Consider the following 22,687-nt stretch of genomic DNA (forward strand, 5'->3'; position numbering starts at 1 on the left):
GCCTGCGGCCCCAGCAACCGGTTTTCGCGAGCACCCGCAGCGGGCTAAGCAGTTGTTGGCGGAGCATCATAAATAAGTCCAGGCCCTGTGAGTAGCCCCAAACGACGGCTACTGCACCGATAATTCAGCTTAGAACCCTCCCCCTGCCAGCGGCAGTTCAATATAAAACCGCGTGCCTACGCCCTCTTCGGTTTCAAACCAGATGTGGCCGCCGGCACTTTCGATGCCGCGCCGCACCACGGCCAGCCCGATACCCGAGCCGGTTTCCTTGGTCGTGAAGTTGGGCACAAACATCTGGGACTGCACCTCGGCCGGAATACCAGTACCGTTATCGGCAATGCAGATGCGCACCCGCCCCTGGCCCGGCTCGTCGCCCAAGGGCTCCAGTATGGCCACTACCTCGGGGGTGCGCTCCTCCGGCACCGCCTGCAACGCATTTATAATTAGGTTATTAAACGTCCGCACCAGCAGGCTTTCGTCGGCAAACACCACGTACTGGTCGGGGGCCGTTTCGGGCGGCAGCGTCAGGCGGATGCCGCCGCCGCCGGGCCGGCTCTGGTGCAGATGCACGCAGCGACGCAGAATAGGTACCACATCGAGCCGCTCGGGGCGCATGGCGGGTAGGTTGGTGAAATTGCTGAACGAGGTAGCAATGTCAGTCAGCACATCAATCTGGGTGATAAGCGTTTGCGACACTTTGGTGAGCAGCTCCTCCAGGTTGGGGCGCCGGTCCTGGATGGCACGCTGCAGAAACTGCAGGCTCAGCTTCATGGGCGTGAGCGGGTTCTTGATTTCGTGGGCTACCTGCCGGGCCATTTCGCGCCAAGCGGCTTCTTTCTCCTGAATGGCCAGTTCCTCCTTGCTCTCATCGAGCTTCAGCAGCATGTTATTGTACTCGCGCACCAGCAGCCCTATTTCGTCGTCCGACTCGTAGGCCAGCATCTCGTTTTGGCCCGTGAGCGTGGTTTGGCGGAGCTTTTCGGTGAGTAGCTTAAGCGGCTCGGTAAGCAGGCGCGAGGCTATAAAGGCCAGCCCCAGAAACAGAATGAACATCAACGTGAAGATGTTGAGCACGGTGCTCACCAGCTCGGTGAGCTTGTTGTCGAGGTCCTTCTCTGAATCGAAAAATGGAATGCCCACGTAGCCGAGTACCGGCCCGGGACGGCCATCCTGTACCACGCTGGAGCGCAACGGCAGGTACAACGCATTGAAGGAAAGGGTGCCCGCCTGCTCCGTGAGCAGGGCGCGGGGCTGACCATCTTCGCTGAGCTCCGTAATGGCCCGCGGGTTCATGAGGGTGCTTAGCAGGCTGGCCTCGAAAATGAGCGGCTGGCTGCTCACGAGCAGCTCGCCGCGGGCATCGTAGAGGTTGAGGTCGGTTTCGGTGAGCGACGCCACGTTTTCGGCCAGCTCCACGAGGTCGGCCCGGTTGGCGTCTTCGGCCAGCAGCGCCCGGTTTTTCAGCAGGTTTTCCTGCACGGCCTGGCCTCGGCGCAGGTACGAGCGCAGCAAATCGCGCTTGTACGAGCTGGTTACCTGCCCGGCAATGGCGCCACTCACCACTACCAGCGGCACCAGCACTCCCAGGTTCAGAAACACCTGAATTTTGGTACTGAAATTGGTGCGCAGCATGGAGCGGTACCGTCCGCGGGCCAGCAGTATAGCCCCCATTAGCAGCAGCCAGCAGAAGCTGTAGAGCAGAAACAGAAACGAGAAATTGGCCAGCCAGCCAGTGAACGAGTACGTGGCCGTTGTTACCACAACCACCCGGTCGGATGTACCGGGTCCGCGTACAGCCAGGTGGTGGTAGCCGTTCATCACCAGGCCCGTGGAGTACAGGCGCGGATCCTCAAAGAGGCGGGGCAGCAGCTCGTTGATGTAATCAAAGTCGCCTTCACTATATACCAACTGGTTTTTCTCGAAGCCCGCGTAGCTCAGGTCGGTGCCCAGCTGGGGCTGAAAGAACTTCTGGTCGACCAGCAGCTCGGGTACCACACTGTTGGCAGTCAGCTTTTTCAGCGTCAGTTCCAGCGCAATCGTGCTGTTGCCCTGCTCGGGCTCGGGGGCGGGCACGGCAATAAAGGCCACGTAGCGTCTCGAATCGAAGGCGCTGTTGCCTTCGCGCACCAGATAGATGTTAGGATAGTCGGTGGGGCTGGCATTGCGCAGCAGATAGTCGCGGGTGGTCTGCAAATTGCCCCCAATGGCTACTCCCCGCCCTTCGGGCCGAAACAGCAGCACCCGCACCTCGTATTTGTCGAAGTAATCGCGCAGGTAATACTTCACAACCTTTTGCTTGATCAGGTCGAGGTTGATGAAGGGACTGGCCAGCATCGTGCGCAGCACCGGGTCGCGGGCCATTTCACCACCCCGTTCCACCAGCAGGTACTCTCCCTGCAAATCATTGTCGGTTAGCAGATTGGTGGCCAGGCTTTGCTTGTTGAGCGTGAGCTGACGGTTGAAATGCTCGTAGAGGGCCAACGCCCCCACAGCCGAGCTCAGAGCCAGCAGCACAAACACGAACAGGTACAGCTGGTACGGCAGGGCGGCGGCCGCTACCAGCCCCGTAAGCCGCAGCCCCAGAAAAAAGGCAAGCGTAAATCCCAGCAGCGTGATATGCACCAGCTGCAAGCCCAGGCCAGCCGCCAGAAACACGACGGCCGAGAGCAGCAGCAGCCCCGCCCCCAGATAGCGCGTGGAAGGCCGCACCACCCGCACAAACACCTGCGCCAACAGATAAAAACCCACCACATAGCTGCCGGTATGCAGCACAATGGCCAGGCCCAGCAATATCTTAAACGGACTCACCTGAATGTCCTGGGTGATATCGAGCAGCAGCTGCGAGTTGCTGAAGCTGCTGCTATAGAAATCGTAGAGCAGCTCCAGCAGCCCATAGAAGCCCAGCACTACGCCGGCCCCCAACGCCATGCGCAGCTGCCAGCGCTGCAGCCGCTCTACCCGGCGCGGCACCCCGTAGCGCCGAAACAGGCGCAGCCCGTACCAGGCAGCCAAGGCCAGCAGCAGGGCGTTCAGCAGCAGGTCGCCCAGCGAAGGAGAAAGCCAGGAGGCCGCATACACCCGCGGGTCGAAGAGCCGGAACTCCAGTAACGAAAACGGCAGACTTAACTGCAGCATAACTGCGCGCAGGGCCAGCAGCGGCAGTAGCACCAGCAGCACCCCGGCCAGCGCATGGCCCCGGACAAACCGGCGGCGCGCCCACAGCAGCCAGGCCGTCACATAGGCTCCCACGCCCAGCAGCAGCAGCGCCAGCGGCAGGTATTTGCCCGTGATGGCATCAGCCTGCAGGCTTTCCACCGAAAACAGATAGTTGCCCTCGTTCGATACCACCCGGGGCCGGCCCGTGTCGGTTTTCTCCACCAACAGCCGCACGTTCTGGCCCTGGAAAATACCCTGGCCGTTCCCATCGCGCAGGTAGCGGTTGCTGATGCCGTAGCTGATTTCGAGCGGAATGTACGTTAGCAACACGTACGGACCCTCGGCGTGGCGCAGCACCAGAAACTTGCCGAAGCGGGTTTCCAGCAGCCGCTCGTGGTAGCGTTGGGTGGCCTGCTCCACGTCGGGCCGTACCGCGTGGTCGGACCAGTACAGCAGCTGCTCGCCCCGGAACACGAACGTCGGGTAAGTGGTGTGGCTCGTCAGGCTGCGGAAATCCACCCGGCCCGTAGCCAGGCGCTGCAGCACATCCGTCGATTCCCGCTCGCCCGTCATCTCGGCTTCCATCAGCACCTCCTGCAGCCGGGTAGCCGAGGCCTGCAGTACCAGCTTGGGGTCCTGGCCGTAGCGGTTGCTCGCGTACGCCCCCACAAAGCACAGCGTTGCCAGCAGCAGCAGCCAGCGCGGAAGATTACGACGAAGTTTCAAGCAGATACCACAAGTAAGGCAGTGCTGTAAACCTACAACCTTGGGGCCAAAAAAAACGCCCCCCGAAGGCGGCGTATATTTTAACAGCTTTGCACAGAGTACCCACGCCCCTAGCGGACCTGGCTGGTTTCTGAATACTGCGGATTATACTCCACACCGCCAAACAGATAGAGCATCAGCGTGCGGGAGTAGCGCAGGTTAAAGGGCGTCATCAACACGGCCATTACTGCTACGGCCGTTACGTATACCCACGTATCGGGGTCGCCGAGCAGGTGGTACACCAGCACGCCGATTACCAGCATCATGCCCGTCGAGAAGCCGAAGCTGATATACATGGCGCCCCAGTAGAACCCCGGCTCGGGCTCGTAGGCCTGACTGCACACCGGGCACTTAGCCGGCATTTCGGTGAAACGGGCCAAGTTGAGCGCCGAGTGCGTGAAGAGCGGGCCGCGGCGGCAACGCGGGCAGCGCTGCTGCACAATGCCTGCCAGCATCGAGTCAGTCGCGGCAGGATAAGCCTCAGAGTCCATTCTGAGCCGCTTTCTTTTTCTTCTTCTGCTGATTTGTATGGCGGTACCAGAAAAAGCCCACACTGCCAATCAGCAGGTATGGAATAGCCATCAGGTACACAATGCCTTTGTTGAGGCCCGTTGTATCGTAGCTATCCTTGTCTTTGCCACCCGATACTAATTGGGTTTTGCACAGCGTACACTGCGCCTGGGCGGGCGCTGGGACCAGCACGCTCAGTAGCAGCGTTACCAGCAGGGCCAGCAGCCCCATTACAGCAAATTTCTTCATGGCGTTGAGATGGTAAGCGTGTCTTCGTATAACCCTGAAACCGGCCCCAAAGGTTCGGCCGCAACTCTTTCTAGGAACTGTAGTAGGGCGAAATCATGAAATACACAATAACTCCCGTTACCGATACGTACAGCCATACCGGGTAAGTCCAGCGGGCAATACGGCGGTGCTTCTGAAACTGCTCGGTGAGGGCGAAATAAAGCGTGAACAGAACCAGCCCCACGGTAGCGGCGGCCAGTACGATATGCGTCAGCAGAATGAAGTAATACACGCCCCGAATCAGCCCCTGGCCGCCAAACGTGGTGCTGGTAACCTGCGAGTGATACGTTACATACGACACCAGAAACAACGAGCCCAGCAGAAAGGCCAACCCCATCATGGCGCGGTGCCGGGCTACCTGCTTGTTGCGGATGAAGTAGTAGCCCAGCATCAGGCATACCGCAGTCAGCGAATTGAGCCCGGCGTTTACGGCGGGCAGGACTTTCACATTGAGCCCCGGAATGGCGAATACGCCGGGGAAGAAGTACAACACGGCTACTGCCAGGGGCACAACGGCACCGAGCACGGCGGCCAGCACTTTGTACTTGGCAGCACCGGCAGCAGGATTGGCAAGCGGATTAGGGGTGGTCATAGATGTACAGCAACACGCTGATTTCAGTGATGAGCCGGTTCATATCCCGCTCGCTGGCGCCGCTGTAGCGGCCGCGCACGTAGCCGTCGCGGTCTATAAGCAACACAACGAGCGGATACGTGCTGGCACCGGTGGTTGTAGCGGAAGGCAGAAGCCGGAGTTCCTGCTCTACTAACCGGCTCACCGTGCTTTCGTTTCCAGTTAGAAAAAACCATTTACCGGCAATGGCTCCTGCCTGCTCAGCGTAGCGTGCTGCCGCGGCCACCGACTCGGGGCTGATAAGCACTGAGGCCAGCCGCACCCGGGGCTCCTGCCGGTACTTCTCCTGCAGACGCACCATTTGGGCCGTCTGGCGCTGGCATTCGGGCGGGCAGCCGGGGGGTATTGTGCTTAGCACGTACAGGCTCTGGGCCTTTAGCTCGGCGCCGGTTACCTCGCGCCCGCCGGCACCCTCGCGCAACCGGAACGGCCCAAGTTGGTGGAAAACAGTATCGCGCTGCCATTTTCCGGCCACCAGCGTTGAGTCAACGCGTTCGGGCAGGTAAAACGGCAGCGCGTAACGGTTGGTACCGAAGCCTTTCAGAAACAGAAAAGCCAGGACCGGAACCAGCAACATCAGGCCCAACAGTAATACTTGTTGGGGCCGCATAGGCTAGAAAATAGCTTCGTGAATGGCGTTGCCCTCGGTAATGAGTGCCACCAGCAGCCAGATTAACAAGCCCATCGGAATCATAATCGTCCAGATTAGGCCCTTGGTTTCATGCTTCAGGTGCATGAACTCGGCCACAATGAAGAAGGCTTTGAAGATGGTCAGGATGATGAAAATCGAGTTGCGCATCGTGCTTGAAGGCATGATGAAGGCAATAGCGAATTCCAGCGCCGTAATAGCCGTGATGATCCAGAAGGTTTTCCAGATCCAGGCCGTGTTGGGCTTCGGAATCTCACCGGCATGGGCCGGCATCTGCGTGGTGTGGTTAGCCATGAGCGTAGAGGGAAATCACGATAACCGACTGGCCACCCCAGGGGGTGGCAGCCGGCCACGGAGCCAAGAAAATTAAACCAGGTAGAAGAAGGTGAATACAAACACCCACACCAAGTCAACGAAGTGCCAGTAAAGGCCGATTTTCTCCACCATCTCGTAGTGGCCACGCTTCTCGAACGTGCCGTTGGTGGTGGCAATGAAGCAGTAGACCAGCAGGCAGATACCTGAGAATACGTGCGTGCCGTGGAAGCCGGTGATGAAGAAGAACAGGTCGGCAAACAGCACCGGACCGTACTGGTTCATGGCCAGGTTAGCCCCAAAGAACGTGGTGCCGTCATTCATCAGCGTACCCTTATCGGTACCGGTGATGAAGTGGCCCCACTCCCAAGCCTGGCAGCTTACGAAGATAGTACCGAACAGAATCGTCCATAGCAACCACTTCTGCACGTCCTTCTTATCGAAACGCTGACCGGCTTCTACGGCCAGTACCATCGTCACCGACGAGAAGATAAGAATCATCGTCATCAGGGCCACAAAGGCCAGCGGCAGGTCGACACCATGCAGGCCGGGGAAGGAGTTGAACACCTTTTCCGGAATGGGCCAGTAAGCGGTAGAGAACTCGAAAGCCTCAGGCGAGCCGGTGTAAGGCTGATACCGGTGGCGGATAAGGCCGTAGGTGGTCAGGAAGGCAGCGAACGTGAAGGCATCCGACAGCAGGAAGAACCACATCATAAGCTTGCCGTAGCTGGCATTGAAGGGCTCGTTGCCGCCGTCCCAGGTGCCGGTGCGGGGCTTGTCCAGGGCGGAATCGGGAATTGCCTGCGTCGTCGGGGAAATGGTGGACATAGCGTGCGGGGGAGTTTACAACAATCTAGTGGTTCAAAAGTAAGAACAAATACAGGTACAACCAAAGTACGCCCAGGAAGTGCCAGTAGATGGTAACGTTGCCAATGGAGAGCATCTGGCGGGAATGCACCTGATACTTAAAGCTTTTCCACACTACAACCAGCAGAAATATAAGGCCCGTAACGAGGTGAAAACCGTGAACTCCGGTTAATACATACAGAAATGAGCCGGAAGGGTTGGAGTCGGTGCCCGCAAAAAAGATGCGGCCTTCGACCAGCTGGCCCCAGAGCATCCACTGGCCCAACAGAAACGCCATACCCAGCCCGAAGGTGAGCAGCAGCGCCAAGCGCACTTGCTTGAGGTCGTCGCGGCGCGCGGCCACCCACGCCCACTGCACCGTTGCCGAGCTCAGCAACAGTACCACGGTGGTATAGAGGAAGCCCGGTGGCAAATTAAATTCGAGCCAGTTGCCCTCGTTACGGCGCACAATGTAGGCACTCGTATAGGCGGCAAAAATCATGAAGATACTGACCATCATCAGCATGAGCAGAAACCGGGTCGGATGTATTCCGGTAGCCGGCTCCTTGGTATTCAGGGCTTCGTTAGCAAGCATATTTTTGGATGTGAGATATGAGAATTGAGAAGCGAGACAGGCGGCGGGACATGGATTTTGAAGAATCCGGGGCCTGCGTCTGTTTGTTTTTAACACTGAAAAAGAGCCTTTTGTCTCACTTCTCAGGTCTCAAATCTCACTTCTAAACAAAGAGCTATATTTTATCCAGCACCAGCGCAATCTGCACGATGGGCAGGTACAAAAAGGAGCCGAACATGATGCTCATGGCGGCTTTTTTGCTGACAGTCCGCATCAGGTAAAACGTCTGCATCAAAAACAACACCCCGCATACAGCCGCCACCATCGGGTACACAGTTCCGGTCATCCCGAAGTAAAAGGGCAATAGGCTGAGCGGAATCAGCACCATGGTGTAAGTCATTATCTGGAAGGCCGTGCGCAAATCCTTCTTGCCAGGCGAAGGCAGCATCTTGAATCCGGCCTTTTTGTAATCGTCGTCGAGCACCCAGGCAATAGCCCAGAAGTGCGGAAACTGCCACATAAACTGGATGCCGAACAGAATCCAGCCCTGCAGGCCCAGAAAGCCGGTAGCTGCCACCCAGCCGATAAGCGGCGGCAGCCCACCCGGAATTGCCCCGACGGCCACGCAAATCGGCGAAATAGTTTTGAGTGGCGTGTACACAAACCCGTACAAAATCAGCGAAAGTAGCGCCAGTGCCGCCGATAGCGGATTGAACATTAACGCCAGCAGCGTCAGCCCCGCCCCGCCCAGCACGAGCGTAAATCCCCAGGCCTCCAATGGGCTGAGAATACCCAATGGCAGCGGCCGCTGAGCGGTACGCTTCATCTGGCGGTCGAGGTCGATTTCGAAAATCTGGTTGATTGTGTTAGCCGCTCCCGTAACGGCCAGCCCGCCCACCATTACCAGCAGTGCCCGTCCCCAATGCAGTTCGTTGGCCCCCAGCAGATAACCAATGGCGCTGGAGAAAGCCACCGTGAGGGCCAGCCGGAACTTAATCAGCTGAAAGTACGCCTTAGCCTTACTCATTAACGGGAGAAAAACGGTATATATGGCGGAAAACCGCCCCCTGACGGGGCTGCAAAGCTACGCAACAACGGCCGGAGTAGCCACCTGCGGCTGCATCTTCGTAGCCCGGTTGTAGGCTACCAGCGCCTGAAACTGGGCCCCGAAGAGTACAGTAGCCAGCGTGAGGTGAATGGGCTGTACGAAAGCCGGAAAGGCAAGGTAAGCCAGCGTGATACCCGCCGCAATTTCGGCTACTACCAGCACAGCAATGGCCGTAGCCAGCTGATGCAGCCCCCGCGAAGGCAGCTTATAGAGCATGTACACCAAGTAGGCGTTCAGCAGCACAATCAGGATGGAAAACGAGCGGTGTACCTTAAAGGTGGTTCCCAGCTGGTCTATCCAGCCAGCACGGCCAAGGTAGTGGTTGGCCGAAGCCAGCAAGTCTACTTCCTCACGCACCTGAGTACCCAATACAATCTGCCCGAAGGTGAACAGCACAGCCACGACCAGCGCGGCTTTCAGGCCCGGCAACGCCTGTATCTCTTGCCCGGCGCCGCTGCCCGGGCGCTGCGAGCGTATCACAGCATACAGCAGCATCCCTACAATCACGAGGGCCAAGCCCATATGTACGGTTACCATAATGGGCAACAGGTTGGTAGAAACAACCAACGAGCCCAGCCAGCCCTGCACACCGGTAAGCAGAAACGAGCCCAACGCCAGCCAGAATACCGGCCGGTCGCGCCGCCAGTAGGGAAATGCAAATAGCACGGTGGCAAACACGAATACCCCGATAAGCGCCCCTACCAAGCGGTTGATGTATTCAATCCAGGTTTTGACCGGGTTGAAATCAGTTTCGATGTATTGCGAAGGGTGGTCGAAAATATCGCCTGCTACCTGATGAAAGCCCATGCTTTCGAGCCGGGCAGCCAGTTTCTTATTCTTAGCCACCCGTTGGGCCAAATAGATATCCTTGTAATCGGCCGGCAACTGACTGATGTGCGTAGGCGGCACCCAGGTACCGAAGCACTTGGGCCAGTCGGGGCAACCCATGCCCGAACCAGTGCTACGTACAATGCCACCTATCAGAATCAGAACATACACGGCCGCCACGGTCAGGATACCTACGAACCGGAAGCGGCGCACAAAAGCAGGAATTACCATTAATTGAGAAACTGGTGGCTGTTAGCTGTTGACCAGCGGAAAAAAGCGGCCTTAAAGAGCAATCAAAGGCCCGTCAGGTGAGCTGTACCCCTGCTACCTGCCCTGTTATATACAACCATTTAAGAAGCAAATTGCTTCTCTGCAGGGACTATAATTATCCTTATTCAGATGGGCAGCCATTAGCTATTGTCGCGCAAAAAAACAGGCCGCCGTTGGTACGGCGGCCTGTTCTCAAGTACATGCACCGAATGGCGCTTATTCCATCTCCTTCTCGTAGGGCAGATTCGAAGATTGCGTCTGCGAGTAGGGTACGGTTTGCGGAATGAAGTCCTCCTCAGCGCCAGGCTTGCTGTAGTCGTAAGGCCAGCGGTGCACGGCGGGAATGTCGCCGGGCCAGTTGCCGTGGCCGGGAATTACCGGTGTCGTCCACTCCAGCGTCGTCGAGTTCCAAGGGTTCTCGGTGGCACGACGGCCGCGCCAGATGCTGTAGAAGAAGTTGAAGATAAAGATGAACTGCCCAATGAATGCCACGATAGCAGCTACCGAAATAAACTTATTCAGGTCGGCGAACTGGCTGAACGTATCGAAACCAGTCCAGGCGTAGTAGCGACGGGGGAAACCGGCAATACCAACATAGTGCATCGGCAGGAATACCAAGTATACCCCAATGAACGTCAGCCAGAAGTGGATGTAACCCAGCTTCTCGTCCATCATGCGGCCGAACATCTTGGGGAACCAGTGATATACACCAGCCCACAGGCCAAAGAAGGCCGACGAACCCATTACAAGGTGGAAGTGAGCTACCACGAAGTAAGTGTTGTGCAGCTGGATGTCGAGGGCAGCGTTACCAAGAACGATACCCGTCAGACCACCGGCAATGAACAACGACACAAAGCCGATAGAGAACAGCATGGCCGTAGTAAAGCGGATATTACCCCGCCACAGCGTAGCCAGCCAGTTGAACACCTTCACGGCCGAAGGCACCGCAATAATAAGCGTCAGGAACATGAATACCGATCCAAGGAAAGGATTCATGCCAGTCACAAACATGTGGTGAGCCCACACAATGAAGGATAGCAACGAAATGCCGAGTAGCGAACCAATCATGGCGCGGTAGCCGAAGATGGGCTTACGAGCATTGGTAGCCAGAATTTCTGACACCATGCCCATAGCAGGCATAATCACGATATACACCTCGGGGTGCCCCAGGAACCAGAACAAGTGCTGGAACAGGATAGGAGAACCACCGGTGTTAGGCAGAGCCTGACCAGCAATATAGATGTCCGAAAGGAAGAACGAAGTACCAAACGAGCGGTCGAAAATGAGCAGCAAGGCGGCCGAGAACAGTACCGGGAAAGCCAGCAGACCCAATATGGCCGTCAGGAAGAAAGCCCAGATAGTCAGGGGGAGCTTGCTCATGCTCATACCCTGAGTCCGCAGGTTGATAACGGTGGTGATGTAGTTCACACCGCCCAGCAGCTGCGACACAATGAACAGCGCCATCGATACCAGCCAAAGCGTTTGACCAGCGCCCGAGCCAGAAATAGCCTGGGGAAGCGCCGAGAGGGGCGGGTAAATTGTCCAGCCAGCCGCAGCAGGTCCGGTTTCGATGAACAGCGAGGCGAACATAATCACACTGGACACGAAGAAGAACCAGTAGGAGAGCATGTTCATGAAGCCCGACGCCATATCGCGGGCACCAATCTGCAGCGGAATAAGAAAGTTGGAGAATGTACCCGACAGACCAGCCGTCAGTACAAAGAACACCATGATGGTGCCGTGCATCGTTACCAACGCCAAGTAGAATTCCGGGTTCAGCTTGCCGGCCTCAATCCACTTACCCAGAAACGGCGTGAGCCACTCCAAGGTAGCCTCGGGCCAACCCAACTGCAAGCGGAAAAGGCTAGATAGCGTACCGCCGATAACAGCCCAGATGATACCCGAAATCAGGAACTGCTTGGCAATTACTTTGTGGTCGGTGCTAAAAACGTACTTCTGCAGAAAACTCTGCTCGTGGTGCTCGTCGTGGTGTGCGTGGTCGTGGCCCGGTTCGGTTGCCCCGATGCCACCCTGCACCTGCTCTTGCGTGGGAAAGTTAGCTGCCATAGGTAAAACGTGCAGTAAGAATGTTTAAAGCGAAGCCTTGGCTGCTGCAGGCGTTACCACCGCAGCAGCAGCCGGTACAGCTGGTGCTTTGTTAACCAATTTTTCCGACTTCTGTTTGAAGCTGGCCAATACTTCGGGATTCTGATCTGAGAACGATTTCTGCTGGGCGAACCAGTTAACATAGTCGTCAGGCTCATCCACGATAATGCTCATCTTCATTGCGAAGTGGCCACGACCGCAAATCTGGTTGCAGGCCAGTTCGTAATTGAAATTCGGGTTGCCGGTTTGGGCCCGCATCTCATCAGTCGTTTTGGTGGGTGTAAACCAGAACTTGGTGGGCATACCTGGCACAGCGTACATCTGCACCCGGAAGTTGGGCATGTATACTGAGTGCAGTACATCGCGCGAACGGATGCGTAGTAACACTGGATGACCTTTGGGAACGTGGATTTCGCCGGCTGTGAAGTCGTCGATACCGTTCTGGTCACTCAGGTCGAAGCCGAACTCATTTACGGCATCAATCAGGCGGTAATTCACTACGCCCAGCTTCTGGTCGCGACCGGGATAACGCACCAGCCAGTTGAACTGCTTGCCCATTATCTCCAGCACAACCGCATCTTTGGGAGCGGGGCCAGTGATACGGGTCCATTCCTTCCAGCCGGCAAACACCAGAGCCGCCATTACAATAGCTGGAATCAGTGTCCAGATAACCTCAATCTTGTTGTTGTGGGGAAAGAAAAAGGCCCGACGGTTTTCCTTATGCTGGTACCGGTAAGAGTACCAGAACAGCAATACCTGAGTCAGCACAAAGGCTACACCCAGAATGGCCATCGACACCCAAAACATTTTATCGGTAGCCAAACCGTGTACGGAAGCAATCGGCGGGTTCATCTTGTCGAAGTTCTCAATGAACGACCAAGCGAACCAAGCGCCACCACCTATCAGGAACACCATACACAGAATGGCATTCACGCGGTTACTGACGCCCACCTCCCGATTAGAGCTGCCTGAGAAAATGGAAGTCAGAATCTGGAGACGAAACAACAGGCCGAATACGACCAGTAACAGCGCCAAAACCAGAACAATGCTCAGAGTAGTCATTTGCAAGGGTAGAAGTGAGAGTTGAGAGGCTAAAAGTGAGTACTTGTCATCAAAACAAGACTGCCTTTTTACTACTCAATACTCATGTCTGAGATTAAGTAGTGTGATGAACGCTCTCGTCGAGGAAGGGATGATGAACCGGGGTCAGCGACGCCTGAGCCAAACGTTTGGTCATCAAAATCAGGAAGCTACCGAGGAAAATCAGTGCAATACCAATCTCGATAATAAACCCGTTTTCTCCCTTCATTGTTCCGGGCATGAACATCAAATAGAAGTCAGACCAGTGGCCAATCAGAATAGCAATACTTACAATTTTAAGCATGATCATCTGACGCTTGGCATCGCGGGTCATCAGCACCATGAAGGGGAAGACGAAGTTGATGGCCAGGTTGGCATAGAACAGCCATGTATACTGGCCGTTAAAGCCCCCCAAACGCTGGTTGAAGTATACTGACTCCTCGGGCATGTTGGCATACCAGATGAGCATGAACTGCGAGAACCACAGGTAGGTCCAGAAAATACTGAAGCCGAACATAAACTTACCCAAGTCGTGCAGATGGCCGTCTTTCAGCAGGGGCAGGTAGCCGGCTTGCTTGAGCAGGATGGCACACAGCGTAACGGCTGCAATACCTGATACCCACCACGAAGCGAATACATACCAGCCGAACAGGGTAGAGAACCAGTGAACGTCAACCGACATTACCCAGTCCCAAGCCGACATAGACGATGTTACGGCATAGAACACCAGGAACAGCGCCGAAACGTTGATGCTCTTGTGGAAGTAGGCTGTACCACCGTGCAGGTCTTCGGCCAGCGACAGGTCGCGTAGCCGCTTGGTGAAGTAAATCCACAGGCCCAGGTAAATGACCATCCGGATTATATAGAACGGCACGTTCAGGAAGCCAGATTTGCCGGCAATGATGGCGTCGTAGTCAGCATTGCCCTTTTCCATTATGCCGGGTACGGTCCAATGGAAAAGATCATAGTTGATGAAGTTGAGGCCGAACACGACCAACATAATCACCAGACCGGGAATCAACCAAGCGCTAAGGGCCTCATTGATGCGCTTTACCACAACCGACCAGCCCGCGTAAGCCACGTACTGAATAGCCATGAACACGGTGCCAATGGCCGACACGCCCGTGAAGAACACGTTGTTGTGCCACAAGCTCACAATAATGCGCTTGAGCCAAGGGGCGCTGCTATGATGCTCACCGCCACCATGAGCTGCTGCTGCCCCGTGGGCAGCCGTGGCTCCATGGGCAGCAGCGGCTCCTTCGGCCGCCTCGTGGCCACCGCCACCAAACAGCGAGACAATAACGCCCACTATTAGCATAACCACACCGGCGATGATAATGAGCATGAAGTTCTTACGAGTGCCTGGAGTTACCTCCAGGTATTCCGCCGTAGCGCTTTCCTGATGCGTCAGAGTTGCCATAGCAGGGGATTAAATAGCTTCGCCGTTACGTGCCGAGTCACCCGCTCCGGGGTACTTCGACATCTCGTTCGAACCAGCTTTGGTAGGGTTCGTTTTCATCTGCCCCGACGACATGGTCGAGTCGGCCGTGGGCACGTTGGCGTTAGGGCTGCCAACTTTCACCATATCAGCCAGCCCATCGGGGCCTTTGCCAAGCTGCAGTGCTCGCACGTACATGGCAATCTTCCAGCGCTCCTCGGGGTTCACCTGCGAGCCGTGCGGCATCATGCGGTTACGTCCCCACTGAATTACGTGGTAGATGTGCCCGTCATTCTGGTTCTTGTAAGCACCTGCCGAGTAGTTGGGCACCCCTTTGAACTTGATGCCTACCGGCCCCTGTCCATCGCCCTGCTCACCGTGGCAGTGCTGGCAGTTACGCGAATACAGCACCTTGCCTTCCTCCAAGTGAGTTTTGGTATAGGCGTAAGGGTTTTTCAGCGTAGTCTCCGCCGTTTCTACATCATCTTTAGCGATGTGCGTGTAGTAGGCCAGCTTGCCGCGTGGAATGGTTCCGACGGCCGGTGTGCGCTCGTTGATGCCCATGGGGTTGATGCGGTTAGCACCAACCTGGCTCAACGGCTCATACGGGATGGAAGTATACATCTCAGGAGCGTACTCCAGGCCCGTATCGTTGGCCTGATTACAGCCCGTGGTCAGCGCCGCAGCCAGCAGCACCGCCGACGCCTGTAGCGATATTTTCAGCGAGTGCATCATTAGAACTTGGACATTTCTTTTTGATTGACCTCCGACGCGCCATTTTCGCGCAGAATCTGCGTGAGCTTGTTCATATCGGTGTTCTCGTTCACCTCAATGGCCATCACGAACTTGTCGTCGGTCGAGCGGACATCCAGTACTGGGGTTTTCCAGCGCGGGTATAGTTTGCTGATGGCATAAAAAGTAATGACCATGCCATGGCAGCAGAAAAGCACCGTTAGCTCGAACGTTACCGGAATAAAGGCGGGCAGCGCAATGTGCGGTTTACCACCAATAATCATCGGCCAGTCGAAGCCTAGCATGTAAATCTGCATCCAGAGCGCGAACGACAGGCCGGTGAGGCCGAAGAAGAACGCAGCAATGGGCAGGCGCGACCGTTCGATGCCTAGGGCGTCGTCGATGCCGTGGATGGGGAACGGGGTGAAGACTTCGTAGATTTTAACGCCGGCTTCCCGAACGTTTTCCACGGCGTGCAGCAGCACGTCCTCGTCTTCGAAAATACCGAGGGCGAAGCGCTTAGTCATGCTTATCGTAGTTTACCGGGGCCGAGGCAGGCACTCCGTGGGTGGTAACGGGTTGAGGGGCGTGGTGCGGGTCCTGGCCGGTATAGGTCGGGCCGTTGTCCACCGTGTACTTAAGCACAGCCTTCACTTCGGCCATGTTGATGACCGGGAAGAACTTGGCAAACAACAGGAAAAGCGTGAAGAACAGACCGATGGTACCCACGTAGATACCAACGTCGATAATAGTGGGCGAGAACATGGCCCACGAAGAAGGCAGGTAGTCGCGGTGCAGCGAGGTAACGATAATCACGAAACGCTCGAACCACATACCGATGTTAACGATAATGGAGAGGATGAACGTGAGCGGGATGCTGTAGCGCACCTTGCGGAACCACACCAGCTGGGGCGTAATCACGTTGCAGGTCATCATAGCCGCATAAGCCCACCAGTAGGGGCCGGTAGCCCGGTTGATGAAAGCGTACGACTCATATTCCACCATCGAGTACCAAGCAATAAAGAACTCGGTGATGTAGGCCACACCTACGATGGAGCCAGTTACCATCATGATTTTGTTCATGAGGGCGATGTGCTCAATGGTGATATAGTCTTCCAGCTTGAATACAACCCGGGTAATGAGCATCAGCGTCAGTACCATGGCGAAACCCGAGAAAATAGCACCAGCAACGAAGTACGGCGGGAAGATGGTGGTGTGCCAGCCCGGTACCACCGAAGTGGCAAAGTCCATCGATACGATAGTGTGTACCGACAGTACCAGCGGAGTCGAGACACCGGCCAGAATCAGCGAAACCGTTTCGTAGCGGCTCCAGTGCTTGGCCGAACCTGTCCAGCCCATGCTCAGCATCGAATAGGCAACCTTAGCAATCGGGCCCTTGGCCCGGTCGCGGATGGTGGCGAAGTCGGGCACCAGACCCGTGTACCAGAATACCAGCGACACGGTGAAGTAAGTCGAGATGGCGAACACGTCCCAGAGCAAAGGCGAGTTGAAGTTCACCCACAGCGAGCCGAACGTGTTCTGCAGCGGGAATACCCAATAGGCAAGCCACGGGCGACCCATGTGCAACACAGGGAACATGGCCGCACAGATTACGGCGAAGATGGTCATGGCTTCGGCAGCCCGGTTGATGGAGGTCCGCCACTTTTGGCGGAACAGCAGCAATACAGCCGAAATCAGGGTGCCGGCATGGCCGATGCCCACCCACCACACGAAGTTGGTGATGTCCCAGGCCCAACCAACGGTCTTGTTCAGGCCCCATTCGCCGATACCGTACCACAGGGTGCGATAAACGGAGTAGAAGAATACGCCGAGGAGCAGAAGGGCGACGCTCAGGGCGGCCATCCACCGAATATTCGGGGCGGCTTCTACCTGGCGGCACACGTCCTGGGTAACGTCGTGGTACGTTTTCCCCCCGGTTACGAGCGGCTCCCGTACAGGTGATACGTGCTGCATAGTGGTTGAATTTGGGTGTTGGGGCTTCAGGAACTCGGGAACTTGGCTTCGTGGCGAATGAACTGGCGCTAAAAAACCAACTCCCTAAATCCCCAACAAGCTAAGCACCGATAATTAAACGTTGAAATCGATTTGATCCGTGTTGCGGATTTTGGTCAGGTAGGTGATGTTGGGCTGCACGTTGATGGAGTCCAGGGCGTGGAAAGCCCGCTCACCATCTTCGCGGCGCAACAGCTGCGACAGGCGCGACTCGGGGTCACGCATATCTCCGAATATGATAGCCTGGGTAGGGCACGACTGAGCGCAGGCCGAAACAACTTCCCCATCCCGGGGACGACGTTTCTCTTTCTTAGCCTCCAGCTTACCAAGCTGAATCCGCTGCACGCACATGGAGCATTTTTCCATCACGCCGCGGGCCCGTACCGTTACATCGGGGTTGAGTACCATGCGACCCAGGTCGGTGAACATGTGGCCGTTTACGGCTTCGAACTTCTCGTTGCTGTAGTACGAGAACCAGTTGAAGCGACGCACCTTGTACGGGCAGTTGTTGGCGCAGTAGCGGGTACCTACGCAACGGTTGTAGGTCATCTGGTTGAGACCTTCCGAGCTGTGGGTAGTAGCCAGTACAGGGCACACCGTTTCGCAAGGCGCGTGGTTGCAGTGCTGGCACATGAGGGGCTGGAACACCACCGACGGGTTGGCCGACGGATCTTCCATAGCCGCGTAGGTGTCGAGCTTGCCCTTCTCTTCAAACTGTTCTTTATTGGCGTCGGAGCTATAGTAGCGGTCGATACGCATCCAGTGCATCTCGCGGCGGTTGATAACCTCCTGCTTGCCTACTACGGCCACGTTATTCTCGGCCTGACACCCAACTACGCACGCACCGCAGCCGATGCACGAGTTAAGGTCGATGGCCATCCCCCAGTGGTGGTTCTTGTACTCGTAGTCCTGCCACAGCGACACTTTACGAGGAGCCTCCAACCCGTCGGGAGTCGTGATTTTGACATACTCAGTTACCTCTTTGGGGTTCTCCTGATACTGTTTCAGTGACGCTACCTGCACCACTTCCTCCCGGTCCATAATCGTATGGTGGGTCTGGGTCTGAGCAATCGGCGACTGGGTACCGGTGGCCTCAATCTTCACCGAAGTGGTGTAGTTGATGGTGCCGTTGCGCATCGTCAGCAGCGGCAGCACGTTGGCACCAACCTGGTCGGCTACTTTACCGGCGGCCTCACGGCCGTAGCCGATGGCAATGCCGATAGTGCCGGCAGCCTGGCCGGGCTGAATCAGGATGGGGAGCTGAATGCTCTTACCGTTGGCCGTTACCTTCACTACATCACCCTGCTCCCACTTCTGCTCCACGGCATAAGCGCGGGGAACAGTTACGTAGTTGCCCCAGGTAGCCTTCGAAATCGGGTCGGGCAATTCCTGTAGCCAAGGGTTATTGGCTTGAGCGCCGTTACCCAGACCCACTTTCTCATAGACAGCCAGCTCAATACCAGCACCCTTGTTGGCGCGAATCGCGCTCATGGCGCTGTTCGTATCCATTGCGGGCTCCAACTGGGCAGCCGGAGCGGGCAGAGCCGATCCGCGGGCTACGCCGTCGTGCACGACCTTATCCCAGGCTTTTACGAAGCCGGCGCTACCCAATACACCCTGCCACTGCTGGCGGAGGTAGTTGTAGTAGGTGGTCGGGTTGCCGGCCCAAGTCAGGAGCGAATCCTGAGCCTGACGGGTGGCAAACAGTGGCGTAATGACAGGCTGAGCCAGGCTCAGGTAGCCGCGCTTGGGCTCATAGTCGTTCCACGATTCCAGGAAATGGTGGTCGGGAGCGGCGTAGAGGCACAGCTTGCCGGTTTCGTCGAGCCGGTCGTTGAGCGAGATGCTGGTTTTAACCTTGCCGGCCTGCAGTGCCTTACCCAGTTCGGCACCCATTGGGTGGTCGTACACGGGGTTGGCATTGTAGAATATCACGGCACCAATCTGACCGCCAATGATGTCCTTGATCAGACGAGCCATGCGGGCGTCGTCGCCCTGACGCACGTAGGAATGGTTAGCCGTATCAACCGCGGCTGAGCCGAGGTTCTGGTTGATGGCGGCTACCAGCGTCTGGATACCAGGGTCGTTGATGCCCGATACGACGAGGCCGCGCGAACCGGCCCGACGCAGGGCGGCAGCAGCTTCGGCGAGCTTCTTGGAGGCTGGGGCAGCGCCCCCGCCCACTACGGCATTGTAAAGGTCGGCCGTTGCCGCACCCATGGCCGAAGGTTTCAACGACTCGCGCACGTCGGCGTTGGAGCCGGTCAGCGAGAGGTTGGTTTCGAACTGGTAGTGCTTCGACATGGTGCGCCGCTCGCTCGATACCTTGCGGTTCTCTACGTACTGGCGGGCAAACTCTACGGGCGAAATCCAAGTACCCAGGAAATCGGCATCGAGGCTTACAATAACGTCGGCCTTGCTGAAATCATAGGCCGGCAGTACGCCGCCGTTGGCTCGGAGCAGTGCCGACGACGAGTTCACGTCGTACATCACATGCTCACCCCCGCCGAAGCGAGTGGTGAACTCGTTGATGACTTTCTTGGTCGAAGGGCTGATGATAGTCGGCGACACGATGGCCACGCGGCCGGCACCGGCCAATGCGGCCCGTACTTCCTGATCGAGCTGATCGGTAGCAATACGCTGGCCCTTTTTGGTAAAGAACTGCAGCCGGGCACTGTCGTAGAGGCTCAATACAGCTGCCTGGCCACGAGCCGAGAGGCCACCGCGGGTGATAGGCGACTCGGGGTTGCCTTCGAGCTTGATGGGGCGGCCTTCGCGGGTTTTTACCAGTACACTGTTATAGTCCTGGCCGTTGAAGAACGTGGAAGCGTAGAAGTTGGCGATGCTGGGGTCTACTTCCTCGGGCTTGTTGAGGTAAGGAATGGCCTTATGAACGGGCGCTTCGCAGCTGGCCAGCGTCGCGGCGGCCAATCCGAAGCCCATCAGCTTCAGAAAGTCGCGGCGCGGGGCAACTGTCGCATCCGTCGAACCGTGGCCTTCCTTCACCGGCATGAAGTCGGCAAACTCGGTCATGGCGTTCTTGATGAACTCCGGCGAGTTTTCCAGCTCCTCAATTCCCTTCCAGTACTTGGGCGACTCTTGCATTTGTTGGGGCTTGGGGTCCTGCGCACCGGGGGTCTTAAATTCGACGCCCTGCGGTCCGCAAGAGGGTGCTTGTCTTGACTTGGGAAGTTGTATGTTGGTCTTGTTGTACTGAGGGGAGCAATTTTCATTGCTCGCCAAGCTTACCGTACTAAGCGCTTAGTAGTGGCACTTGGAGCACTCGGTGCCGCCGTTCGACGATACCGTGAAGGGAACTGCACCGTTTTTGGAGTCGTGTAGCTTCACGAGGTTGTCGTAGTATCCGTTGCCCTTAGTGTTAAGCGGCGTCTCGCGGTGGCAGTTGATGCACCAGCCCATGGTTAGGGCCGAGTACTGGTAAACCACCTCCATGTTCTCGATAGGACCATGGCAGGTTACGCACTCAAGACCGGCCACCTGGGTGTGCTGGGAGTGGTTGAAGTATGCCAGATCCGGGATGTTGTGTACCCGCACCCACTGAATGGGCTGTTTGCGCTCAATGGCGCGGTAAATTTTCTTGATTTCCGGCGACTCCGTCTTGATCTGCGAGTGGCAGTTCATACAGATGTTAGGCGACGGAATGTTGGCCGACTTACCCTTGTACACCGATGTGTGGCAGTAGGCGCAGTTGATTTGGTTTTCGCCGGCGTGCAACTTGTGCGAGAAGGCAATGGGCTGGGTGGGCTGGTAGCCCTGGCTGAGGCCCACGCCCATGGCGCCCTGAATGGTTTCGTAGAGCACGGCCAGCACGAACACGGTGCCCACGATGCCGCGCACGGCCGTCGACTTGTAAATGCGGCTGTAGTCGAAACGCTCCTCAATCTGCTCCCGGTCGCGGCCGTCGAGGTCCTTGCGGCCACGCAGCACGTCCTTCATGATGTTGGCGATAATAACCAGCGTTACTACCAGTACAATCAGCACCACCACCAGCACAATCAGCAGGATGTTCATGGAGCTGCCGGCTTCATCGTTGGCAGCGTCCGTACCGTCTACCAAAGCTTTGGAGCCATCAGCCGGAGCAATACCGGTACCAACGGCAACAGTTTTGGTTTCCGCATCCGTGATGTAAGCGATAATAGAGGTAATTTCAGCATCCGAGAGCTGGAAGCTCGGCATCTGCTGCTTCTGGTACTTGTTGTAGAGGGCCACGGCGTAGGGGTCGCCGGAAGCTACCATCTTGCTGGAGTTCTTGATCCAGGGAATAATCCACGACATAGGACGGCGCTTAGTGATGCCGGCCATAGCCGGGCCTACTACCACGTCGTTGATGGCGTGGCACTGGGCGCAGTTGGCTTTGAACAGGGCATCACCGGCGGCAATGGCGGCCGGATCGGCGGTAGTGGTACCAGCGGCGGCGGCTGGCGCCGCGGCGGCTACACCACCGGGCGTTACACCAGCCTCGCTGGGATTTTTGGAGGTGCCTACCTCACCGGCTGCTGGCTGGGCTCCCTGCGCCATGGCATAACCAAAGCTGACAAAGAACAGAAGCAGAGCAAGAAAGAGGCGGGGAAGGGAACGTAGTCGGATGCTATCCATCGCACAGATTAGCTAAAAAAAAGAAACGCGGGGGTGCTTCAAGGCCACAAATGTAGCTTGGGAAAGCCAGAGAACAAACCAATGGGGGCGAAAATTAGCCCCTACAGGCAAGCTTAGACTTATTCTAAACCTATGGTTTTGCCCCTTTCTCCCAGCCCGGTGTCCGGTTGTTTGCCCTGGCTCCGGCCCGGCCGCCACCCTAAGGTTGCCTGTTGCCCCACTCAGCCAAAAGAACCTTACTATATGGAGAAGGTTTGGCACCAAACAGCCAAAAAGCTGAAAGACAAAACTTTTAGTGTAATTCACTTTAATATAGCTGGTTATTGCGCCTAAAAAGCATACCTTTGCCCCTCATTTATTTTTTCACATCATAATTCCACCCCGTCGTAATGGCAGTAAGAAATTACGAGACGGTCTTCATTCTGACTCCCGTGTTGAACGAGAGCCAAGTGCAAGAGACGGTCGAGAAGTTCTCGCAGGTGCTTAAGGAAAATAGCGCCGACATCATCAACCTTGAATCGTGGGGCCTTAAAAAGCTGGCCTACCCGATCGAGAAAAAAAACACCGGGTATTATTTCCTCGTGGAGTTCACCGGCGAAGGCAACATCGTAGATGTGCTGGAGCTGGCCTTCCGTCGTGATGAGCGCGTCATCCGTTTCCTGACCACCGTACTGGATAAGTACGCTCTGGAATACGCTGGCCGTCGTCGCAAAGGCGAAATGAATCAACCCAAACCTAAAACGTCCGAAGCAGTTGGCTAAGCA

19 protein-coding genes are annotated in these 22,687 nt (G+C 56.6%); 1 reads left to right on the forward strand and 18 read right to left on the reverse strand.

Going from position 1 to position 22,687, the window contains the following annotated elements:
* Positions 1-129 precede the first annotated feature (129 nt).
* The 18 genes from D0N36_RS08465 to D0N36_RS08550 form a co-directional block, all read right to left on the reverse strand.
* Entirely contained in the window at positions 130-3,882 is a 3,753-nt protein-coding gene (locus D0N36_RS08465) for a sensor histidine kinase (RefSeq protein ID WP_116940968.1), read from the reverse strand.
* Between the two features lie 110 nt (positions 3,883-3,992).
* Positions 3,993-4,412: a DUF983 domain-containing protein gene (locus D0N36_RS08470; protein ID WP_242478849.1), complete on the reverse strand. Its 420-nt coding sequence runs from the start codon at positions 4,410-4,412 to the stop codon at positions 3,993-3,995.
* Positions 4,402-4,680, reverse strand: coding sequence for a hypothetical protein (locus tag D0N36_RS08475; protein ID WP_199798318.1), 279 nt, complete (start codon positions 4,678-4,680; stop codon positions 4,402-4,404). Before D0N36_RS08475 ends, D0N36_RS08470 begins: the two co-directional genes overlap by 11 nt.
* Before the next feature lie 70 nt (positions 4,681-4,750).
* The gene (locus D0N36_RS08480) at positions 4,751-5,311 is read right to left on the reverse strand and encodes a DUF420 domain-containing protein (protein WP_116940970.1); all 561 of its coding nucleotides are present in this window, start codon (positions 5,309-5,311) and stop codon (positions 4,751-4,753) included.
* Positions 5,298-5,960, reverse strand: coding sequence for an SCO family protein (locus tag D0N36_RS08485; RefSeq protein WP_147320802.1), 663 nt, complete (start codon positions 5,958-5,960; stop codon positions 5,298-5,300). The genes D0N36_RS08480 and D0N36_RS08485 overlap by 14 nt, the downstream gene beginning before the upstream one ends.
* Before the next feature lie 3 nt (positions 5,961-5,963).
* Positions 5,964-6,293 carry a cytochrome C oxidase subunit IV family protein gene (locus D0N36_RS08490; protein WP_116940972.1) on the reverse strand — a complete coding sequence of 110 codons (330 nt, stop codon included), beginning with the start codon at positions 6,291-6,293 and terminating at the stop codon, positions 5,964-5,966.
* 72 nt (positions 6,294-6,365) lie between these two features.
* Positions 6,366-7,139 carry a cytochrome c oxidase subunit 3 gene (locus D0N36_RS08495; RefSeq protein ID WP_116940973.1) on the reverse strand — a complete coding sequence of 258 codons (774 nt, stop codon included), beginning with the start codon at positions 7,137-7,139 and terminating at the stop codon, positions 6,366-6,368.
* 25 nt (positions 7,140-7,164) lie between these two features.
* On the reverse strand, positions 7,165-7,752 hold the full coding sequence (locus D0N36_RS08500; protein WP_116940974.1) for a cytochrome c oxidase subunit 3: 588 nt from the start codon (positions 7,750-7,752) through the stop codon (positions 7,165-7,167).
* Positions 7,753-7,906: 154 nt separating this feature from the next.
* Positions 7,907-8,758 carry a heme o synthase gene (gene cyoE / locus D0N36_RS08505; RefSeq protein ID WP_116940975.1) on the reverse strand — a complete coding sequence of 284 codons (852 nt, stop codon included), beginning with the start codon at positions 8,756-8,758 and terminating at the stop codon, positions 7,907-7,909.
* Between the two features lie 57 nt (positions 8,759-8,815).
* Positions 8,816-9,898: a COX15/CtaA family protein gene (locus D0N36_RS08510; protein WP_116940976.1), complete on the reverse strand. Its 1,083-nt coding sequence runs from the start codon at positions 9,896-9,898 to the stop codon at positions 8,816-8,818.
* 255 nt (positions 9,899-10,153) lie between these two features.
* On the reverse strand, positions 10,154-12,004 hold the full coding sequence (locus D0N36_RS08515) for a cytochrome c oxidase subunit I (RefSeq protein ID WP_242478850.1): 1,851 nt from the start codon (positions 12,002-12,004) through the stop codon (positions 10,154-10,156).
* Positions 12,005-12,028: 24 nt separating this feature from the next.
* Positions 12,029-13,105 (reverse strand): cytochrome c oxidase subunit II, encoded by a 1,077-nt coding sequence (locus tag D0N36_RS08520; protein ID WP_116940977.1) that lies wholly within the window; start codon positions 13,103-13,105, stop codon positions 12,029-12,031.
* A gap of 94 nt (positions 13,106-13,199) precedes the next feature.
* Entirely contained in the window at positions 13,200-14,543 is a 1,344-nt protein-coding gene (locus D0N36_RS08525; RefSeq protein ID WP_317191447.1) for a quinol:cytochrome C oxidoreductase, read from the reverse strand.
* A gap of 9 nt (positions 14,544-14,552) precedes the next feature.
* Positions 14,553-15,296 carry a c-type cytochrome gene (locus D0N36_RS08530; protein ID WP_116940979.1) on the reverse strand — a complete coding sequence of 248 codons (744 nt, stop codon included), beginning with the start codon at positions 15,294-15,296 and terminating at the stop codon, positions 14,553-14,555.
* Complete coding sequence (locus D0N36_RS08535; RefSeq protein WP_116940980.1) at positions 15,296-15,820, reverse strand: DUF3341 domain-containing protein; 525 nt, start codon at positions 15,818-15,820, stop codon at positions 15,296-15,298. Before D0N36_RS08535 ends, D0N36_RS08530 begins: the two co-directional genes overlap by 1 nt.
* The gene (gene nrfD, locus D0N36_RS08540; RefSeq protein WP_242478851.1) at positions 15,813-17,267 is read right to left on the reverse strand and encodes an NrfD/PsrC family molybdoenzyme membrane anchor subunit; all 1,455 of its coding nucleotides are present in this window, start codon (positions 17,265-17,267) and stop codon (positions 15,813-15,815) included. Before nrfD ends, D0N36_RS08535 begins: the two co-directional genes overlap by 8 nt.
* 114 nt (positions 17,268-17,381) lie before the next feature.
* Complete coding sequence (locus D0N36_RS08545; protein ID WP_116940981.1) at positions 17,382-20,411, reverse strand: TAT-variant-translocated molybdopterin oxidoreductase; 3,030 nt, start codon at positions 20,409-20,411, stop codon at positions 17,382-17,384.
* A 156-nt stretch (positions 20,412-20,567) separates the two neighbouring features.
* The gene (locus D0N36_RS08550) at positions 20,568-21,845 is read right to left on the reverse strand and encodes a cytochrome c3 family protein (protein ID WP_116940982.1); all 1,278 of its coding nucleotides are present in this window, start codon (positions 21,843-21,845) and stop codon (positions 20,568-20,570) included.
* A 467-nt stretch (positions 21,846-22,312) separates the two neighbouring features.
* On the opposite strand from D0N36_RS08550, the gene rpsF reads away from it, so the two are divergent.
* Positions 22,313-22,684: a 30S ribosomal protein S6 gene (gene rpsF / locus D0N36_RS08555; protein ID WP_092738889.1), complete on the forward strand. Its 372-nt coding sequence runs from the start codon at positions 22,313-22,315 to the stop codon at positions 22,682-22,684.
* Positions 22,685-22,687: the final 3 nt, after the last annotated feature.

This window comes from Hymenobacter lapidiphilus (assembly GCF_003417065.2).
GTDB lineage: Bacteria > Bacteroidota > Bacteroidia > Cytophagales > Hymenobacteraceae > Hymenobacter.

Bases quoted from the DNA above. Each gene is read 5' to 3' on its own strand.
- D0N36_RS08470 (WP_242478849.1), bottom strand. From the start codon at position 4,412: ATGGACTCTGAGGCTTATCCTGCCGCGACTGACTCGATGCTGGCAGGC.
- D0N36_RS08475 (WP_199798318.1), bottom strand. From the start codon at position 4,680: ATGAAGAAATTTGCTGTAATGGGGCTGCTGGCCCTGCTGGTAACGCTG.
- D0N36_RS08480 (WP_116940970.1), bottom strand. From the start codon at position 5,311: ATGACCACCCCTAATCCGCTTGCCAATCCTGCTGCCGGTGCTGCCAAG.
- D0N36_RS08485 (WP_147320802.1), bottom strand. From the start codon at position 5,960: ATGCGGCCCCAACAAGTATTACTGTTGGGCCTGATGTTGCTGGTTCCG.
- D0N36_RS08490 (WP_116940972.1), bottom strand. From the start codon at position 6,293: ATGGCTAACCACACCACGCAGATGCCGGCCCATGCCGGTGAGATTCCG.
- D0N36_RS08495 (WP_116940973.1), bottom strand. From the start codon at position 7,139: ATGTCCACCATTTCCCCGACGACGCAGGCAATTCCCGATTCCGCCCTG.
- D0N36_RS08500 (WP_116940974.1), bottom strand. From the start codon at position 7,752: ATGCTTGCTAACGAAGCCCTGAATACCAAGGAGCCGGCTACCGGAATA.
- cyoE (WP_116940975.1), bottom strand. From the start codon at position 8,758: ATGAGTAAGGCTAAGGCGTACTTTCAGCTGATTAAGTTCCGGCTGGCC.
- D0N36_RS08510 (WP_116940976.1), bottom strand. From the start codon at position 9,898: ATGGTAATTCCTGCTTTTGTGCGCCGCTTCCGGTTCGTAGGTATCCTG.
- D0N36_RS08515 (WP_242478850.1), bottom strand. From the start codon at position 12,004: ATGGCAGCTAACTTTCCCACGCAAGAGCAGGTGCAGGGTGGCATCGGG.
- D0N36_RS08520 (WP_116940977.1), bottom strand. From the start codon at position 13,105: ATGACTACTCTGAGCATTGTTCTGGTTTTGGCGCTGTTACTGGTCGTA.
- D0N36_RS08525 (WP_317191447.1), bottom strand. From the start codon at position 14,543: ATGGCAACTCTGACGCATCAGGAAAGCGCTACGGCGGAATACCTGGAG.
- D0N36_RS08530 (WP_116940979.1), bottom strand. From the start codon at position 15,296: ATGATGCACTCGCTGAAAATATCGCTACAGGCGTCGGCGGTGCTGCTG.
- D0N36_RS08535 (WP_116940980.1), bottom strand. From the start codon at position 15,820: ATGACTAAGCGCTTCGCCCTCGGTATTTTCGAAGACGAGGACGTGCTG.
- nrfD (WP_242478851.1), bottom strand. From the start codon at position 17,267: ATGCAGCACGTATCACCTGTACGGGAGCCGCTCGTAACCGGGGGGAAA.
- D0N36_RS08545 (WP_116940981.1), bottom strand. From the start codon at position 20,411: ATGCAAGAGTCGCCCAAGTACTGGAAGGGAATTGAGGAGCTGGAAAAC.
- D0N36_RS08550 (WP_116940982.1), bottom strand. From the start codon at position 21,845: ATGGCGCAGGGAGCCCAGCCAGCAGCCGGTGAGGTAGGCACCTCCAAA.
- rpsF (WP_092738889.1), top strand. From the start codon at position 22,313: ATGGCAGTAAGAAATTACGAGACGGTCTTCATTCTGACTCCCGTGTTG.